Here is a 17475-nt window from a genome sequence, read left to right on the forward strand (position 1 = left end):
GGAGTGCGAGCATGAATGAGCAGAGCCCCGCCCTTCGCAACTTCACCATCAATTTCGGGCCGCAGCATCCGGCCGCGCACGGCGTGCTGCGCTTGGTGCTCGAACTCGACGGCGAGGTGGTCGAGCGCGTCGATCCGCATATCGGCCTTCTGCACCGCGGCACCGAGAAGCTGATCGAGGCCAAGACCTACCTGCAGGCGATTCCCTATTTCGACCGGCTCGACTACGTCGCGCCGATGAATCAGGAGCATGCCTTCTGCCTTGCGGCGGAGAAGTTGCTCGGCATCGAGGTGCCGCGCCGCGGGCAATTGATCCGCGTGCTCTATTGCGAGATCGGCCGTATCCTGTCGCACCTGTTGAACGTCACGACCCAGGCGATGGACGTCGGCGCGCTGACCCCGCCGCTGTGGGGGTTCGAAGAGCGCGAGAAGCTGATGGTGTTCTATGAGCGCGCCTCCGGCTCGCGCATGCACGCGGCCTATTTCCGCATCGGCGGCGTGCATCAGGACCTGCCGCCGAAGCTGATCGACGACATCGATGCCTGGTGCGATCCGTTCCTCAAGGTGGTCGACGATCTCGACCGTCTGCTCACTGGCAACCGCATCTTCAAGCAGCGCAACGTCGATATCGGCGTGGTGAGCCTGAAGCAGGCCTGGGAATGGGGCTTCTCCGGCGTCATGGTGCGAGGTTCGGGCGCGGCCTGGGACCTGCGCAAGGCGCAGCCCTATGAATGCTATGCCGAGATGGATTTCGACATCCCGATCGGCAAGAACGGCGACTGCTACGACCGCTATCTGATCCGCATGGAAGAGATGCGGCAGTCCGTGCGCATCATGAAGCAGTGCATCGCGAAATTGCGCGCGCCGGACGGGCAGGGGCCGGTGCTGATCACCGACAACAAGATCTCGCCGCCGCGCCGCGGCGAGATGAAGCGGTCGATGGAAGCGCTGATCCATCATTTCAAGCTCTACACCGAGGGCGTGCACGTGCCGGCCGGCGAGGTCTATGTCGCGGTCGAAGCGCCGAAGGGCGAGTTCGGCGTGTTCCTGGTCTCGGACGGCAGCAACAAGCCCTACAAGTGCAAGATCCGCGCGCCGGGCTTTGCCCATCTGCAGGCGATGGATTTCATCTGCCGCGGGCATCTGCTCGCCGACGTCTCGGCCATTCTCGGCTCGCTCGACATCGTGTTCGGAGAGGTCGATCGGTGATGGGTCCTGCGCCGATCCAGTTCGATCGTGCCTCAGGAGCGCTCGATGGAGCGAATCTGTGGGAACGCACGGCTGCGCTGGCGCTGGCGACCGGCTCGAAGATCTCCTCGCATTTCTCGCATCGCGGCTACAATTCCTGCGCCAATCTCCTGCGCAAGACGCTGCCCGAGCGCAACATCGCCATGAAGCTCAACTCGGACGCGGTGTTCGAGTTTCCCTATGGCGATGGCTATTGGAGCAAGCTGCTCAACCGGTCCTACACTTACGAGGACGAGCTCGAACTGTTGTTTCTAGGCGCTGTCGACGTCGACTACACCTTCATCGATTGCGGCGCCAATTACGGCTACTGGTCGGTCCTGGTGTCGAGCGCGCCGTTCGGGTCTCATCGGGTGATCGCGATCGAGCCATCGTCTAAGAACTTCGCCAAGCTCGCCAACAATGCCCGCGTCAACGGCGACCGTTTCGAGGTGATGCCGTGTGCGATCGGCGCCGCGCGCGGGACGGCAAACCTCACCGGCACCAAGCACGAGGCGTTCAGCATCGCCGGCCATGCCGGCGGCGGCGAGCAGGTACCGGTGATCGCGCTCGATGATCTCATCGACGACGGCAAGATCGCAGCCTCGGGCAAGTACCTGATCAAGCTCGACGTCGAGGGCGTCGAGATCGAGGCGATCAAGGGCGGCGCGCGGCTGCTCGCCACCGACAGCATGATTCTGTGCGAGGAGCACGGCCAAGACCGCAACCACACGGTGTCGCGCTACATCCTCGATCAGACGCCGCTGCAGCTGATCGTCTATGATCCCGATAGCGGCCGGCTCGAGACGGTCAGGGAGCTCTCGATTCTCGACCGCATCAAGGTTTCCACCCACGTTGGCTACAACGTGTTCGGCACCGCGAGCGCCTTCTGGCAGGAGCGCATCGATGCGCTCAATGCCGGTGCTGCGCGCCGCATGCAATGAAAGACTGAAGCGCCATGTCCGTCCGCCGTCTTGCCCCCAAGGAATTGCAGCCCGAGAGCTTCACGTTCACGGACGAGAACCTTGCATTCGCCAAGGCCCAGATCGCGAAATATCCCGAAGGCCGGCAGGCTTCGGCTGCGATCGCGATCCTGTGGCGGGCGCAGGAGCAGAACGAGGGCTGGGTCTCGGAAGCGGCGATCCGCGCCGTCGCCGACATGCTCGACATGCCCTACATCCGCATGCTGGAGATCGCGACCTTCTACACGATGTTCCAGCTGCAGCCGGTCGGCAAGAAGGCGCACGTTCAGGTCTGCGGTACCACGCCGTGCCGGCTGCGCGGCGCCGAAGAGCTGATCGAAGTCTGCAAGCACCGCATCCATCACGATCCTTTCCACGTCTCCAAGGACGGCGACTTCAGCTGGGAGGAGGTCGAGTGCCTCGGTGCCTGCGTGAACGCGCCGATGGTGCAGATCTGGAAGGATACCTACGAGGATCTGACGCCCGAGAGCTTCGGCAAGGTGCTGGACGGCTTCGCGACCGGCAATCCGCCGCAGCCAGGACCGCAGAACGGGCGGCAGTTCTCGGCCCCGGCGGGCGGTCCGACCACGCTGAAGGAGACGACATGAGCCGTCTTCCGACATCACGCTCAGCCGAAGCGGGGAACGGCGCGATGAAGAGCTGGCGCACCATTGCCCTGCACACGGGGACCGCCGCCGTCTTCATGTTCGCGCTGCAGCGCTTCGTGCTCAACGCATCGCTTGAAACCAGCCTGCTGTGGGTTGTTGTGTTCGGCGGCTGCGCCGCCGGCCTCGCCTACATGCAATCCAACCGCTGATATTTGAGGAAGCTGTCTGATCATGCTCGCCGACAAGGACCGCATCTTCACCAACCTCTACGGCCTCCAGGACTGGGGGCTCGAAGGCGCACGCCGACGCGGCAGCTGGGACGGCACCAAGGCGCTGATCGAGAAGGGCCGCGATTGGATCATCAACGAGATGAAAGCCTCCGGCCTGCGCGGACGCGGCGGCGCCGGCTTCCCGACCGGCTTGAAGTGGTCCTTCATGCCGAAGGAATCGAAGGACGGCCGGCCGAGCTATCTGGTGGTCAACGCCGACGAGTCCGAGCCGGGCACCTGCAAGGACCGCGAGATCATGCGGCACGATCCGCATCATCTGGTGGAGGGCTGCCTGATCGCGAGCTTCGCGATGGGCGCGCATGCCTGCTACATCTATGTGCGCGGCGAATTCATTCGCGAGCGCGAGCGGCTGCAGGCGGCGATCGACCAGGCCTATGAGGCCAACCTGATCGGCAAGAACAACATCCATGGCTGGCCGTTCGATCTCTACGTCGCGCACGGCGCCGGCGCCTATATCTGCGGCGAGGAGACGGCGCTGCTGGAAAGCCTGGAGGGTAAGAAGGGACAGCCGCGGCTGAAGCCGCCATTCCCGGCCAATGTCGGCCTCTATGGCTGCCCGACCACGGTGAATAATGTCGAGTCGATCGCGGTGGCGCCGACCATCCTGCGCCGCGGCGCAGCTTGGTTCGCCGGGATCGGCCGCCCGAACAATGTCGGCACCAAGCTGTTCTGCATCTCCGGCCATGTCGAGCGCCCCTGCAACGTCGAAGAGGCGATGGGCATTCCGTTCCGCGAGCTGATCGAGAAGCATTGCGGCGGCATCCGCGGCGGCTGGGACAATCTGAAGGCCGTCATTCCCGGCGGCTCGTCGGTGCGCATGGTGCCGGCCGAGCAGATCATCGACACGCCGATGGACTTCGACAGCCTCTCCAAGCTGCGCTCGGGCCTCGGCACCGCCGCCGTGATCGTGATGGACAAGTCGACCGACCTGATCCGCGCGATCGCGCGCATCTCCTATTTCTACAAGCATGAGAGCTGCGGCCAGTGCACGCCGTGCCGCGAAGGCACAGGCTGGATGTGGCGGGTGCTGACGCGCATGGCCGAGGGCCGCGCGCACAAGCGCGAGATCGACATGCTGCTGGAGGTCACCAAGCAGATCGAGGGCCACACCATCTGCGCGCTCGGCGATGCCGCGGCCTGGCCGATCCAGGGCCTGATCGCCCATTTCCGGCACGAGATCGAGGCGCGGATCGACCAGTATTCGCATAAGGCTGATATCGACGACGTCGGCGTGCGCGACCCCGAGCAGATGGTCGCTGCGGAGTAGGCGATGTACGCGGAGCCGCAGCAGAACATTCGTACGCGCACCGCGCCGCACAGGCGCGCGGCCCGCGCGTACACGCATTGAGAGAGATGTGAGGCGATGACCAAGATCATCATCGACGGCAAAGAGATCGATGTTCCGCCGGAGTACACGTTGCTTCAGGCATGCGAGGCGGCTGGCGCTGAAATCCCGCGCTTCTGTTACCACGAGCGGCTGTCGATCGCCGGCAATTGCCGCATGTGCCTGGTCGAGGTGAAGGGCGGCCCGAAGCCGGTCGCGAGCTGCGCCTGGGGCGTGCGCGACTGCCGTCCAGGGCCAAACGGCGAGCCGCCGGAGGTTTCCACCCGTTCGCCGATGGTGAAGAAGGCGCGCGAAGGCGTGATGGAGTTCCTTCTCATCAACCATCCGCTGGACTGTCCGATCTGCGACCAGGGCGGCGAGTGCGACCTGCAGGACCAAGCGATGGGCTATGGTGTCGACACCAGCCGCTTCGCCGAGAACAAGCGCGCAGTCGAGGACAAATATCTCGGCGCGCTGGTCAAGACCTCGATGAACCGCTGCATCCAGTGCACGCGCTGCGTCCGCTTCTCGGCGGAAGTGTGCGGCGTGCCGGAGATGGGCGCGATCGGCCGTGGCGAGGACATGGAGATCACGACCTATCTGGAGCAGGCGCTGAGCTCCGAGCTGCAGGGCAATCTGGTCGACATTTGCCCGGTCGGCGCGCTGACGTCGAAGCCCTATGCTTTTGCGGCGCGTCCCTGGGAGCTCGGCAAGACCCAGTCGATCGACGTGATGGACGGGCTCGGCTCGGCGATCCGCGTCGACACCCGCGGCCGCGAGGTGATGCGGATCCTGCCGCGTATCAACGATGCCGTGAACGAGGAGTGGATCTCCGACAAGGCGCGCCATGTCGTCGACGGGCTGCGCACCCAGCGTCTCGATCGGCCCTATGTCCGCGAGGGCGGCAAGCTGCGCGCGGCGACCTGGCCGGAGGCCTTCAACGCGATCGCCAGCAAGCTTGCGCGTATCGACGGCAAGCGGATCGGCGCCATCGCCGGCGATCTTGCCGCGGTCGAAGAGATGTTCGCGCTGAAGGAGCTGCTTGCCAAGCTCGGTTCGACCAACGTCGCCGTGCAGGGCGGCGACAGCTTCGATCCGAAAGCGGGCCGCGCGTCCTATATTTTCAATCCGACCATCGCCGGCATCGAGCAGGCCGATGCGATCCTGATCGTCGGCGCCAACCCGCGCAAGGAAGCCGCAGTGCTCAATGCGCGCATCCGCAAGCGCTGGCGTTCCGGCCAGCTCAAGGTCGGCCTGATCGGCCCGCAGGCCGATCTCACCTATCCTTACGAGCATATCGGCGCCGGCACCGATTCCTTGAGCAGTGTCATCTCCGGCAAGCACTCCTTTGCCTCCGTCCTCAAGAACGCCAAGAACCCGATCGTGCTGGTCGGCGCCGGCGCTGCCGCGCGCCATGACGGCGCAGCGATTCTGGCGCAGGCGGCGAAGCTGGCGCTCGATGCCAATGCCGTGCGGGACGATTGGAATGGGTTCGCGGTGCTGCACGACACCGCTTCGCGCGTCGGCGCGCTCGACATCGGCTTCGTCGGCACCGGCCTGACGGTGGCCCAGATGACGACTTTCGGCACGATGGACGTGCTGTTCCTGCTCGGGGCCGATGAGGTCGATGTGCCCGAAGGCGTGTTCACGGTCTATGTCGGAACGCATGGCGACCGCGGGGCGCATCGCGCCGACGTCATCCTGCCTGGCGCGGCCTACACCGAGAAATCCGCCATCTACGTCAACACGGAAGGCCGGGTCCAGATGACGGGCCGGGCGTCATTTCCGCCGGGTGAGGCGCGCGAGGACTGGGCGATCATCCGCGCGCTGTCGGACGCGCTGGCCAAGAAGCTGCCTTACGACTCGCTGGCGGCGCTGCGCGCTGCGATCTTCAAGGCGGTGCCCCGTCTCGCTCGCATCGATCAGATCGAATCGGGCCTGATTGCTGATATCAAGACCCTGGCAGGCAAGGGCGGCAGCCTGGAAAAGGCGGCGTTCAAGCCTCTGGTCCAAGACTTCTATCTGACCAACCCGATCGCGCGGGCTTCGGCGGTGATGGCGGAATGCTCCCGTCTCGCCGCGGGGCGCGTGCTCGTGGCAGCGGAGTAAGTTCGTGAAGGTGATCGGCCTGATCGGCGGCATGAGCTGCGAATCGACTGCGCATTATTATGCGCGGTTGAACGCGCGCGTGCGTGCCGTGCTGGGCGGATTGCATTCGGCCGAGATCCTGATGTGGTCGGTCGATTTCGCCCCGATCGCCCAGATGCAGGCGGAGGGGCGCTGGGACGAGGCGGGCGCCCGCCTCGCCGGGGTCGCCAGGCGTCTCGAAGCGGCCGGCGCGGAGGTGCTGGTTCTCGCGACCAATACCATGCACAAGGTGGCGGACGCGATCGAGGCTGCGACCAACGTGCCGTTCCTGCACATCGCCGACGCGACGGGGCAGAAGATCCGCGAGATCGGCCTGCGCCGGCCTGCGATCATGGCGACGCGCTTCACGATGGAGCAGGATTTTTACACCGGCCGGCTGCGCGACAAGTTTGGTCTGGATAGCGTTATCCCCGATGAGGCCGATCGGGCGCAGGTCCATCGGATCATCTATGATGAACTGTGCGTCGGCCGAGTCTGCGAGACTTCGCGGCAGGCTTACGTTGACGTCGCCCGCCGGCTAAAGGACAAGGGCGCCGATTGCTTGATCCTTGGCTGCACGGAGGTCGGTATGCTGCTCGACGAGCGCAACACGCCGCTTCCGGTATTCGACACCACCCTGATCCATGCCGATGCCGCGGTCGACGTCGCACTCGGCGTCGTCCCCACCGCCCAAGCAGCGGAGTGAGCGTGACCTGATGGCTGATTTCTTTGCAAGCGCGTTCTGGACCGGCTTTCTCTGGCCCTTGATCATCATGGTCGCCGAGAGCGTGCTGCTGCTCGTCGTGCTCCTGATCGCGATCGCCTACATCCTGCTGGCCGACCGCAAGATCTGGGCGGCGGTGCAGATCCGGCGCGGTCCCAACGTGGTCGGGCCGTGGGGACTGCTGCAGTCTTTCGCCGACCTGCTCAAGTTCGTGCTGAAGGAGCCGATCATCCCGGCCGGCGCCAACAAGGGTGTTTTCCTGCTGGCGCCGCTGGTCTCCTGCGTGCTGGCGCTGGCCGCCTGGGCGGTGATCCCGACCAATCTCGGTTGGGCGATCGCCGACATCAATGTCGGCATTCTCTTCATCTTCGCGATCTCGTCGCTGTCGATCTACGGCATCATCATGGCCGGCTGGTCGTCGAACTCGAAATACCCGTTCCTGGCCGCGCTGCGCTCGGCGGCGCAGATGGTGTCCTATGAGGTCTCGATCGGCTTCGTCATCATCACCGTGCTGCTCTGCGCCGGCACCTTGAACCTCTCGGCCGTGGTCGAAGCGCAGAACACCCGCGGGCTCGCCAGCCTGATCGGCCTGCCGCAGCTGACCATCCTGAACTGGTATGTCTGGCCGCTGTTTCCGATGTTCGTGGTGTTCTATGTCTCGGCGCTGGCCGAGACCAACCGGCCGCCGTTCGATCTGGTCGAGGCGGAATCGGAACTGGTCGCCGGCTTCATGGTCGAATACGGCTCGACGCCGTATCTGCTGTTCATGCTCGGCGAGTATGTCGCGATCACAACGATGTGCGCGTTGGCGACGATCCTCTTCTTAGGGGGCTGGCTGCCGCCGGTGGCGCTGCCGCCCTTCACCTGGATTCCCGGCGTGATCTGGTTCGCGCTGAAACTCTTCTTCATGTTCTTCCTGTTCGCGATGGCGAAAGCGATCGTGCCGCGCTACCGCTACGACCAGTTGATGCGGCTTGGCTGGAAAGTGTTCCTGCCGCTCTCCCTGGCGATGGTGGTGCTGGTGGCGGGCGTGCTGCATTTCGCCGGCATCGCCCCACAATGAGGCTTTCATGAACATCAACGCCACCGCCCGCTCGCTGCTGCTGTCGGAGTTCGTTTCGGCGTTCTTCCTCGCCATGCGCTACTTCTTCCAGCCGAAGCCGACCATCAACTATCCGTTCGAGAAGAATCCGATCTCCCCGCGCTTCCGCGGCGAGCACGCGCTGCGCCGCTATCCGAACGGCGAGGAGCGCTGCATCGCCTGCAAGCTCTGCGAGGCGGTCTGTCCCGCACAGGCGATCACCATCGAGGCCGGTCCCCGCCGCAACGACGGCACCCGCCGCACCGTGCGCTACGACATCGACATGGTGAAGTGCATCTATTGCGGCCTGTGCCAGGAGGCCTGCCCGGTGGATGCGATCGTCGAAGGGCCGAACTTCGAATTCGCGACCGAGACCCGCGAGGAGCTCTATTATGACAAGGCCAAGCTGCTCGCCAATGGCGACCGCTGGGAGCGCGAAATCTCCAAAGCCATCGCGCTCGACGCGCCGTATCGCTGAGGTCGTTCGATGATCCTGCCAGCGCTTTTCTTCTACCTGTTCGCGGCGGTCTGCGTGGCGTCCGCCGTGATGGTGATCGTCTCGAAGAACCCCGTGCACTCGGTGCTCTACCTCATCCTTACCTTCGTCAACGCCTCCGGCCTGTTCGTGCTGATGGGGGCCGAGTTCCTGGCGATGATCCTGGTCGTGGTCTATGTCGGCGCGGTCGCGGTGTTGTTCCTGTTCGTGATCATGATGCTCGACGTCGACTTCACCGAACTGCGTGAGGGCTTCCTGCAGTACATGCCGATCGGGCTCGTGATCGGCGGCATCTTCCTGTTCGAACTGCTGCTGACCGTCTCGTACTGGGTGATCGATCCCGCCAAGCCCAGGGCCATCACGGCCGCGATCCCGACCAATGTGAGCAATACCGAGGCGCTCGGGCTCGTGCTCTATACGAAGTATATCCAGTACTTCCAGCTTGCGGGCATGGTGCTTCTGGTGGCGATGATCGGCGCGATCGTGCTGACGCTGCGCCACAAGGCGAACGTCAAGCGGCAGAGCATCGAGGCGCAGAATGCGCGCACGCCTGAGATGGCGATGGCGATACGCAAGGTCGCGGTCGGGCAGGGGCTGCAGGACGCTGACGCGGCGGAGTGGGTGAAATGACCATCGGGCTCGGACATTATCTCTCGGTCGCGGCGATGCTGTTCACGCTTGGCATCCTCGGCATCTTCCTGAACCGCAAGAACATCATCGTCATCCTGATGTCGATCGAGCTGATCCTGCTCGCGGTCAACATCAACCTGGTGGCGTTCTCGACCTTCCTCGGCGACATCGTCGGGCAGGTGTTCGCGTTGCTGGTGCTCACCGTCGCGGCGGCGGAAGCCGCGATCGGCCTTGCGGTGCTGGTGGTCTATTTCCGCAACCGCGGCTCGATCGCGGTCGAAGACGTCAATCTGATGAAGGGCTAAGCGCATGGTCCGCAAGAGTGGGGGCCGGCTTGCCGGCATGGTCATGCGTAAGGGAACGGGCGAATGATCCAGGCCATTGTCTTTCTGCCGCTGATCGGCGCGATCCTCGCCGGCCTGATCGCGTTGTTCGGGGCGCATGCGCGTAATCCGAGCGGCGACACGGTCGAGCATCATGACGAGGGCCACCACCACGGCGGAGCGGCCCATGTCCATGGCGATGCGGCCGTGGTGCATGTCAGCCACGACGAGCCGCTCGCGCATGATGACCATGGCCACGGCCATGACGACCATCACGTCACCGAGCCGCCGGCGGCGGGCTCGCGCGCCGCAGAGCTCATCACGACCGCGCTGCTGTTCGTGTCAGCGGCGCTGTCCTGGGCCACGCTGATCAATGTCGGCTTCATGCACCATGAGGGCGGCGTTCAGGAATTGCTGCCCTGGATCAATTCCGGCGAGCTGCAGCTGTCCTGGTCGCTGCGGGTGGATACGCTGACAGCGGTCATGCTGGTGGTGGTCACCAGCGTGTCCTCGCTCGTGCACCTCTATTCGATCGGCTACATGGACGAGGATCCGAACCAGCCGCGGTTCTTCGCCTATCTCAGCCTGTTCACCTTCGCGATGCTGATGCTGGTCACCGCCAACAATTTGGTCCAGCTGTTCTTCGGCTGGGAAGGCGTGGGTCTCGCCAGCTACCTGCTGATCGGCTTCTGGTTCCAGAAGCCATCGGCCAACGCCGCGGCGATCAAGGCGTTCGTGGTCAATCGCGTCGGCGATTTCGGGTTTTCGCTCGGCATCTTCGCGGTTTTCTGGCTGACCAAGTCAACGGATTTCGAAGCCGTCTTCCATGCCGCACCGAGCTTGACGGGCCAGACCATCAACCTGCTCGGCTGGCACGCCGACGCGCTGACGCTCACCTGCCTGCTGCTGTTCATGGGCGCGATGGGCAAGTCGGCACAGTTCCTGCTGCACACCTGGCTGCCGGATGCGATGGAAGGCCCGACCCCGGTCTCGGCGCTGATCCACGCCGCGACCATGGTGACCGCCGGCGTGTTCATGGTGGCGCGGCTGTCGCCGCTGTTCGAGCTGGCGCCGAATGCGCAGGCCGTGGTGATGTTCGTCGGCGCCACCACCGCCTTCTTCGCCGCCACCGTCGGCCTCGTGCAGAACGACATCAAGCGCATCGTGGCCTATTCGACCTGTTCGCAGCTCGGCTACATGTTCGTGGCGATGGGAGCAGGGGCCTATTCGGTCGGCATGTTCCACCTGTTCACCCACGCATTCTTCAAGGCGCTGCTGTTCTTGGGCGCGGGCTCGGTGATCTACGCGATGCACCACGAGCAGGACATCCGCAACATGGGTGGGCTGTGGCGCAAGATCCCCTACACCTTCGCGGTGATGTGCGTGGGCACGATGGCGCTGACCGGCGTTCCCGGCTTTGCCGGCTTCTTCTCCAAGGACGCCATCATCGAGTCGGCTTACGCCTCGCATAATCCGTTCGCGACCTACGCCTATTTCCTGACGGTCGTCGCAGCGGGCCTGACCTCGTTCTATTCCTGGCGCCTGATCTGGAAGACCTTCTTCGGTACGCCGCATGATCAGCACCATTATGAGGCTGCGCATGAGAGTCCGGTCTGGATGCTGATCCCGATCGGCGTCCTGGCGGCGGGCTCGATCCTGGCGGGCTTCCCGTTCAAGGAGCTGTTCGTCGGCGAGCACGGCGTCGAGGAGTTCTTCCGCGAGTCGCTGAAGATGAACCCGCACATCCTGGCGGACATGGAGCACATGCCGTTCTGGCTGGGTCAGCTGCCGCTGGTGATGATGATCGGGGGCTTCGCCGTGTCCTACGTCTTCTACATCAGCCGGCCGTATCTGCCGGAGGAGTTGGCCAGCCAGCAGCGGCTGCTCTACAACTTCCTGCTCAACAAGTGGTACTTCGACGAGCTCTATGACTTCATCTTCGTCCGTCCGGCGAAGTGGCTCGGCCGCTTCCTCTGGAAGAAGGGCGATGGTTTCGTCATCGACGGTTTCGGGCCGGACGGCGTCTCGGCGCGGGTGCTCGACATCACGCGCAACGTCGTCAAGATCCAGACCGGTTATCTCTATCATTATGCCTTTGCCATGCTGATCGGCGTTGCCGGCCTGATCACCTGGTTCATGTTCATGGGGGGCCAGCAATGACCACCTGGCCAATTCTGTCGGTCGTCACTTTCCTGCCCCTCGTCGGGGCGCTCATGATCTATCTCGTCCCGGGGGAGGACGAAGCCGCGCGCCGTAACGCGCGCTGGATCGCGCTGTGGACCACGCTGATCACCTTCGCGGTGTCGGTGATCCTGGTGCTGCGCTTCGATCCCGCGCAGACGGATTTCCAATTCGTCGAGAAGGCGAACTGGCTCGCGAGCGGAATCAGCTACCACATGGGCGTCGACGGCATCTCGCTTCCGTTCGTGATCCTGACCACGGCCCTGATGCCGTTCTGCATCATCGCCAGCTGGAAGTCGGTGACGGTCCGGGTCCGCGAATACATGATGGCCTTCCTGGTCCTGGAAACGCTGATGGTCGGCACCTTCTCCGCGCTCGACCTCGTGCTGTTCTACCTGTTCTTCGAGGGCGGCCTGATCCCGATGTTCCTGATCATCGGTGTCTGGGGCGGTCCGCGGCGGGTCTACGCCTCGTTCAAGTTCTTCCTCTACACGCTGCTCGGCTCGGTGCTGATGCTGCTCGCCATCATGGCGCTGTATTGGAACGGCGGCACCACCGACATCGCGACGTTGATGCACACCGCCGTGCCGCGCTCCTTGCAGACCTGGGCCTGGCTCGCCTTCTTCGCTTCCTTCGCGGTGAAGATGCCGATGTGGCCGGTGCATACCTGGCTGCCGGACGCTCACGTGGAGGCGCCCACAGCCGGTTCGGTGATCCTGGCGGCGATCCTGCTGAAGATGGGCGGCTACGGCTTCCTGCGCTTCTCGCTGCCGATGTTCCCGCTGGCCTCGCATGACTTCGCCCCCTTGGTCTGGACGCTGTCGGCGATCGCGATCATCTACACCTCGCTGGTCGCGCTGATGCAGGAGGACATGAAGAAGCTGATTGCGTACTCCTCGGTCGCGCATATGGGCTTCGTCACCATGGGCATCTTCGCCGGCACCCTGCAGGGTGTGGCCGGCGGCGTATTCCAGATGATCTCGCACGGCATCGTCTCGGGCGCGCTGTTCCTTTGCGTCGGCATCGTCTACGATCGCATGCACACCCGCGAGATCGCGGCCTATGGCGGTCTGGTCAATCGGATGCCGCTCTATGCCTTCGTGTTCATGGTGTTCACGATGGCCAATGTCGGTCTGCCCGGCACCTCCGGCTTCGTCGGCGAGTTCATGACGCTGCTCGGCACCTTCAAGGTGTCGACGTCGACGACCTTCTTCGCCACCTTCGGCGTGATTCTGTCGGCGGCCTATGCGCTGTGGTTGTACCGCAAGGTGGTGTTCGGTGCGCTGGTCAAGCCGTCGCTGATGACCATCAAGGATCTGACGGCGCGCGAGTGCCTGACGCTGTTTCCGCTGCTCGCGTTGACCATCCTGTTCGGTGTCTATCCGAAGCCGATCCTCGACATGTCGGCGGCCTCGGTGCAGCAGCTCGTCAACAACTACAACACAGCAGTGACGGCCGTGAAAGCGGCCGCGCTGCTGCCATGAAATGACCCTCAGGCGGTCGGGACAAAGACGATGATCGAGAATCTTGGGGCTCAGCTTGGGGTGGTGCTGCCGGAGCTGGTGCTGGCCTTGGGGGCGATGGCGCTGTTGATGCTGGGCGCATTCCGTGGGCAGGGGACGACGGCGATCGTCACCGGGCTGGCGGCGTGCCTGCTGGTCGTCGTCGGTCTGTTGGAGCTGCGCCAGCCGACCGGCCAGGCTTTCGGCGGCAGCTTCATTGTCGATGATTACGCCCGCTTTTTGAAGATCCTGGCGCTGATCGGCTCGCTCGCGACCCTGATCATGTCGGCGGAGTTCCTGTCTTCGCCCGACCGGCGGATCTTCGAATACGCTATTCTGGTCCTGCTCTCGACGCTTGGCATGATGGTGCTGATCTCGGCCGGCGACCTGATCTTGCTCTATCTCGGCCTCGAACTGATGTCGCTCGCGCTCTATGTCGTAGCGGCGAGCCATCGCGATAACGTCAAGTCGACCGAAGCCGGCCTGAAATATTTCGTTCTCGGTGCGCTGTCGTCGGGCATGCTGCTCTATGGCGCCTCGCTGATCTATGGCTTCACCGGCACGGTCGCCTTCGCCGGCATTGCGACGGCGACCAAGGCTGGCAGCGTCGGCGTGATCTTCGGCCTCGTGTTCCTGTTCGCCGGCCTCTGCTTTAAGATATCGGCGGTGCCGTTCCACATGTGGACGCCTGACGTCTATGAGGGCGCGCCGACGCCGGTGACCGCGTTCTTCGCCTCCGCGCCGAAGGTCGCCGCGCTTGCGGTGTTCACGCGCGTCGCGCTGACCGCGTTCCCCGGCATCACCTTCCAGTGGCAGCAGATCGTGGTGTTCGTGTCGATCGCCTCGATGGCGCTGGGTTCGTTCGCTGCGATCGGCCAGACCAACATCAAGCGCCTGATGGCCTATTCCTCGATCGGTCATATGGGCTTTGCGCTGGTCGGGCTCGCAGCCGGCACGGTCGAGGGCGCGCAGGGCGTGCTGATGTACATCGCGATCTATGTGGCGATGACGCTGGGCTCGTTCGCCGTGATCATAGCGATCAAGCGCAACGGCCAGCCGTTCGAGAAGATCAGCGATTTCGCCGGCCTGTCGCGCACCAACCCGCTGCTCGCCTTCTTCTTCGCGATGCTGCTGTTCTCGCTCGCCGGCGTTCCGCCGCTCGCCGGCTTCTTCGCCAAGTGGTACGTGTTCGTTGCCGCGATCAAGGCCGGGCTGTTCGCGCTGTCGGTGATCGGCGTGCTGACCAGCGTGGTCGGCGCCTATTATTATCTGCTGATCGTCAAGACGATGTATTTCGACGAGCCGCTGCCGGCGCTCGATCCCGTCAGGGTCGAGCTGCGCACCGTGCTCGCGGTGTCCGGCCTCTTCAACATCCTGTTCTTCGCCTATCCCGGCCCGCTGGTGAGCGCGGCCGCGGCTGCGGCGAAGTCGCTGTTCTAGATGACGTTTGCTCTCGGATCGCGCGCAGCACAGGCAGGTTACGGGCTCGTCGTATTCGAGCAGGTCGGCTCGACCAACGCGGAGGCACTCGCGTACGCCCGTCGAGGCGAGCGCCGACCGTGCTGGTTCGTCACATCCGAACAGACCGCCGGCCGCGGCCGCCGCAGCCGGCCATGGGTCGCACCTAAAGGCAATCTCGCCTCGAGCGTGATCGAGGTGATGGATGCGGCGCCGGCGGTCGCGGCGACGCTCGGTTTTGCCGCAGGGCTCGCGATCGAACATGCGCTCCGCCGGGTGAGCCTGGAGGCGGTACTTCGGTCTGGCGGCGGCCAGTTCAACTTCGCCTTGAAATGGCCCAATGACGTGCTGGCCAACGGCCAGAAGCTGTGCGGGATCCTGTTGGAGGCCGAGCAGGTGCCAGCCGGCCTTGCAGTCGTCGTGGGCATCGGCACCAATGTGATTGCGGCTCCCACGGGAACGCCGACCCCTGCAACCTCGCTCAGAGCGATGGGGATCGAGATCGCTGCGGAAGACCTGTTCACAGCGTTGTCGGATGGCTGGGTCGAATTCCGCGGCATCTGGAACAATGGCCGTGGTTTTGCCGAGATCCGCAAGCTCTGGCTCGAGCGGGCTGCCGGCCTCGGCCAAGCGGTCGCCATCAGGTCCGGACATGCTATGATCGAGGGAACTTTTGATACCATCGACGAGCAGGGGTGCATGGTAGTCCGGACCACGGAAGGGCAATTGGTGCCGATCACGGCGGGTGACGTTCATTTCGGCGCGACCGCCTCGGCGGGGGCGGTGTAGATGGCGCGCCCCGATGAACTGACCTTTGCGCCGCTCGGCGGCGTCGGCGAGATCGGCATGAACCTGTCGATCTATGGGCTCGGCAACCGGCACCAGCGCTCCTGGCTCGCGGTCGATCTCGGCGTCTCCTTCGGAGACGAGGAGCATCTGCCGGGCATCGATCTGATTATGCCGGATATCAGCTTCCTGGAGAAGGAACGCCACAATCTGGTCGGCCTGGTGCTGACCCATGCCCACGAAGACCACTTCGGGGCCATCATCGATCTGTGGCCGCGGCTCAAATGCCCGATCTACGCCACCAAGTTCAGCGCTGCACTGTTCGAAGCCAAATGCGAAGCCGAGCGCAACCCGCCGAAAATCCCGGTCACGGTGATCCCATCGGGCGGCCGCGTCGATATCGGACCGTTCAACGTCGAATTCATCCCGGTGGCGCATTCGATTCCGGAATCGCATGCGCTGGCCATCCACACCGAGGTCGGCACGGTCCTGCATACCGGCGACTGGAAGATCGACACCACCCCGATCCTCGGTGCGCCGACCGATGAGCGCCGCCTGCGTGAGCTCGGCGATGCCGGCCTGCTGGCGCTGATCGGCGATTCCACCAACGCAGTGCGCGAGGGGCGCTCGCCCTCCGAAGCCGAGGTCGCCAAGACCATCGCCGAACTGGTCAAGGGCGCGAGGGGCCGTGTCGCGGTGACAACCTTTGCCTCCAACGTCGCGCGCATTCGCGCAGTCGCGGACGCCGCGCGCGAGGCCGATCGCGAGGTGGTCGTCGTTGGCCGCGCGATGGACCGCGTGGTGCAGGTGGCGCGCGAGACCGGCTATCTCGACGGCGTGCAGAATTTTCGCGGCATGGACCTTTACGGCCATTTCCCGCCGGACAAGGTGCTGGCGCTGTGTACCGGCAGCCAGGGCGAGCAGCGCGCCGCGCTCGCGCGCATCGCCAATGATGACCATCCGCTGGTGACGTTGAACCGCGGTGACACCGTGATCTTTTCCTCCCGCACCATTCCGGGCAACGAAAAGGCGGTCGGCGCGATCATCAACGGGCTGGTCGACCAGGGCGTCGAGATCATCACCGACCGCACCCATCTCGTCCATGTCTCCGGCCACCCACGCCGCGACGAGCTGCGCGACATGATCGCGTGGACCCGGCCGCAGCTGTTGATTCCGGTCCATGGCGAGGCGCTGCACCTGCATGAGCATGCCAGGCTGGCGCGGGCCTGCGGCGTGCCGAAGGTGATCACCTGCCGCAATGGCGACCTCGTCAAGCTTGGGCCCGGCGAGCCCGGCATCATCGACGAGCTGCCTACGGGCCGCTTCTACAAGGACGGCACCATCATCGAGGAGGCCAAGTCGCGCGCGGTGGTGGAGCGGCGCAAGCTGGCCTTTGCGGGCTGTGTCTTCGTCGCGCTCGCGATGACCGAAAAAGGCGAGCTCGCCGACGATCCGGACGTCGAGATGGTCGGCATCCCCGAAAAGAATGCGGCCGGCGAGGAGATCGACGACATCGTGTTCGACACGGTGATGTCGACGTTCGAAAGCCTGCCGCGCGCGCGCCGGCGCGATCCGGATGCCGCAGCGGAGTCGGTGCGGCGCGCGGTGCGCGCTGTCGTTAACGAGCATTGGGGCAAGAAGCCGATTTGCATCGTGCACGTGTTGGAAGTGTAGCGCGGCCCGACGCGGTCGCGGCGGAAGCGACAAGACGCCGAATTAGATAAGTCGCGGCGATAGACGAGACGCCGTAATAGATAAGA

At 64.3% G+C, this 17475-nt stretch carries 16 protein-coding genes; all 16 read left to right on the forward strand.

The window, feature by feature from the left end:
* Nucleotides 1–11: 11 nt before the first annotated feature.
* The 16 genes from QX071_RS14835 to QX071_RS14910 all read left to right on the forward strand — a co-directional run bounded on the left by QX071_RS14835 (nt 12) and on the right by QX071_RS14910 (nt 17389).
* Nucleotides 12–1208 carry an NADH-quinone oxidoreductase subunit D gene (locus QX071_RS14835; protein ID WP_315703456.1) on the forward strand — a complete coding sequence of 399 codons (1197 nt, stop codon included), beginning with the start codon at nt 12–14 and terminating at the stop codon, nt 1206–1208.
* The gene (locus tag QX071_RS14840) at nt 1208–2167 is read left to right on the forward strand and encodes an FkbM family methyltransferase (RefSeq protein ID WP_315704259.1); all 960 of its coding nucleotides are present in this window, start codon (nt 1208–1210) and stop codon (nt 2165–2167) included. The genes QX071_RS14835 and QX071_RS14840 overlap by 1 nt, the downstream gene beginning before the upstream one ends.
* 14 nt (nt 2168–2181) lie before the next feature.
* Nucleotides 2182–2793, forward strand: coding sequence for an NADH-quinone oxidoreductase subunit NuoE (gene nuoE, locus QX071_RS14845; RefSeq protein ID WP_315703457.1), 612 nt, complete (start codon nt 2182–2184; stop codon nt 2791–2793).
* Nucleotides 2790–3002 carry a hypothetical protein gene (locus QX071_RS14850; protein WP_315703458.1) on the forward strand — a complete coding sequence of 71 codons (213 nt, stop codon included), beginning with the start codon at nt 2790–2792 and terminating at the stop codon, nt 3000–3002. The genes nuoE and QX071_RS14850 overlap by 4 nt, the downstream gene beginning before the upstream one ends.
* Nucleotides 3003–3024: 22 nt before the next feature.
* On the forward strand, nt 3025–4350 hold the full coding sequence (gene nuoF, locus QX071_RS14855) for an NADH-quinone oxidoreductase subunit NuoF (protein WP_315703459.1): 1326 nt from the start codon (nt 3025–3027) through the stop codon (nt 4348–4350).
* Between the two features lie 96 nt (nt 4351–4446).
* The gene (gene nuoG, locus QX071_RS14860; RefSeq protein ID WP_315703460.1) at nt 4447–6516 is read left to right on the forward strand and encodes an NADH-quinone oxidoreductase subunit NuoG; all 2070 of its coding nucleotides are present in this window, start codon (nt 4447–4449) and stop codon (nt 6514–6516) included.
* Between the two features lie 4 nt (nt 6517–6520).
* On the forward strand, nt 6521–7240 hold the full coding sequence (locus QX071_RS14865) for an aspartate/glutamate racemase family protein (RefSeq protein ID WP_315703461.1): 720 nt from the start codon (nt 6521–6523) through the stop codon (nt 7238–7240).
* A 10-nt stretch (nt 7241–7250) separates the two neighbouring features.
* Nucleotides 7251–8321: an NADH-quinone oxidoreductase subunit NuoH gene (gene nuoH, locus QX071_RS14870; RefSeq protein WP_315703462.1), complete on the forward strand. Its 1071-nt coding sequence runs from the start codon at nt 7251–7253 to the stop codon at nt 8319–8321.
* Nucleotides 8322–8328: 7 nt separating this feature from the next.
* Nucleotides 8329–8817 (forward strand): NADH-quinone oxidoreductase subunit NuoI, encoded by a 489-nt coding sequence (gene nuoI, locus QX071_RS14875; protein WP_315703463.1) that lies wholly within the window; start codon nt 8329–8331, stop codon nt 8815–8817.
* 9 nt (nt 8818–8826) lie between these two features.
* Entirely contained in the window at nt 8827–9465 is a 639-nt protein-coding gene (locus QX071_RS14880) for an NADH-quinone oxidoreductase subunit J (protein WP_315703464.1), read from the forward strand.
* Complete coding sequence (gene nuoK, locus QX071_RS14885) at nt 9462–9770, forward strand: NADH-quinone oxidoreductase subunit NuoK (protein ID WP_231324758.1); 309 nt, start codon at nt 9462–9464, stop codon at nt 9768–9770. Before QX071_RS14880 ends, nuoK begins: the two co-directional genes overlap by 4 nt.
* A 63-nt stretch (nt 9771–9833) precedes the next feature.
* The gene (nuoL, locus tag QX071_RS14890) at nt 9834–11948 is read left to right on the forward strand and encodes an NADH-quinone oxidoreductase subunit L (RefSeq protein ID WP_315703465.1); all 2115 of its coding nucleotides are present in this window, start codon (nt 9834–9836) and stop codon (nt 11946–11948) included.
* Entirely contained in the window at nt 11945–13453 is a 1509-nt protein-coding gene (locus tag QX071_RS14895) for an NADH-quinone oxidoreductase subunit M (RefSeq protein WP_315703466.1), read from the forward strand. Before nuoL ends, QX071_RS14895 begins: the two co-directional genes overlap by 4 nt.
* Before the next feature lie 30 nt (nt 13454–13483).
* Complete coding sequence (gene nuoN, locus QX071_RS14900) at nt 13484–14911, forward strand: NADH-quinone oxidoreductase subunit NuoN (protein WP_315703467.1); 1428 nt, start codon at nt 13484–13486, stop codon at nt 14909–14911.
* Nucleotides 14912–15718, forward strand: a complete 807-nt coding sequence (locus QX071_RS14905; protein WP_315703468.1) for a biotin--[acetyl-CoA-carboxylase] ligase — start codon at nt 14912–14914, stop codon at nt 15716–15718.
* Nucleotides 15719–17389 (forward strand): ribonuclease J, encoded by a 1671-nt coding sequence (locus QX071_RS14910; RefSeq protein WP_315703469.1) that lies wholly within the window; start codon nt 15719–15721, stop codon nt 17387–17389. It abuts the gene before it with no gap.
* The last annotated feature ends 86 nt before the right edge of the window (nt 17390–17475 follow it).

Origin of the sequence: Bradyrhizobium sp. SZCCHNS1022 (assembly GCF_032484835.1) — a bacterium.
Taxonomy (GTDB): Bacteria; Pseudomonadota; Alphaproteobacteria; order Rhizobiales; family Xanthobacteraceae; genus Bradyrhizobium.

Excerpts from the sequence above, each read along its gene's own strand:
- QX071_RS14835 (WP_315703456.1), top strand. The coding sequence starts at position 12 with ATGAATGAGCAGAGCCCCGCCCTTCGCAACTTCACCATCAATTTCGGG.
- QX071_RS14840 (WP_315704259.1), top strand. The coding sequence starts at position 1,208 with ATGGGTCCTGCGCCGATCCAGTTCGATCGTGCCTCAGGAGCGCTCGAT.
- nuoE (WP_315703457.1), top strand. The coding sequence starts at position 2,182 with ATGTCCGTCCGCCGTCTTGCCCCCAAGGAATTGCAGCCCGAGAGCTTC.
- QX071_RS14850 (WP_315703458.1), top strand. The coding sequence starts at position 2,790 with ATGAGCCGTCTTCCGACATCACGCTCAGCCGAAGCGGGGAACGGCGCG.
- nuoF (WP_315703459.1), top strand. The coding sequence starts at position 3,025 with ATGCTCGCCGACAAGGACCGCATCTTCACCAACCTCTACGGCCTCCAG.
- nuoG (WP_315703460.1), top strand. The coding sequence starts at position 4,447 with ATGACCAAGATCATCATCGACGGCAAAGAGATCGATGTTCCGCCGGAG.
- nuoH (WP_315703462.1), top strand. The coding sequence starts at position 7,251 with ATGGCTGATTTCTTTGCAAGCGCGTTCTGGACCGGCTTTCTCTGGCCC.
- nuoI (WP_315703463.1), top strand. The coding sequence starts at position 8,329 with ATGAACATCAACGCCACCGCCCGCTCGCTGCTGCTGTCGGAGTTCGTT.
- QX071_RS14880 (WP_315703464.1), top strand. The coding sequence starts at position 8,827 with ATGATCCTGCCAGCGCTTTTCTTCTACCTGTTCGCGGCGGTCTGCGTG.
- nuoK (WP_231324758.1), top strand. The coding sequence starts at position 9,462 with ATGACCATCGGGCTCGGACATTATCTCTCGGTCGCGGCGATGCTGTTC.
- nuoL (WP_315703465.1), top strand. The coding sequence starts at position 9,834 with ATGATCCAGGCCATTGTCTTTCTGCCGCTGATCGGCGCGATCCTCGCC.
- QX071_RS14895 (WP_315703466.1), top strand. The coding sequence starts at position 11,945 with ATGACCACCTGGCCAATTCTGTCGGTCGTCACTTTCCTGCCCCTCGTC.
- nuoN (WP_315703467.1), top strand. The coding sequence starts at position 13,484 with ATGATCGAGAATCTTGGGGCTCAGCTTGGGGTGGTGCTGCCGGAGCTG.
- QX071_RS14905 (WP_315703468.1), top strand. The coding sequence starts at position 14,912 with ATGACGTTTGCTCTCGGATCGCGCGCAGCACAGGCAGGTTACGGGCTC.
- QX071_RS14910 (WP_315703469.1), top strand. The coding sequence starts at position 15,719 with ATGGCGCGCCCCGATGAACTGACCTTTGCGCCGCTCGGCGGCGTCGGC.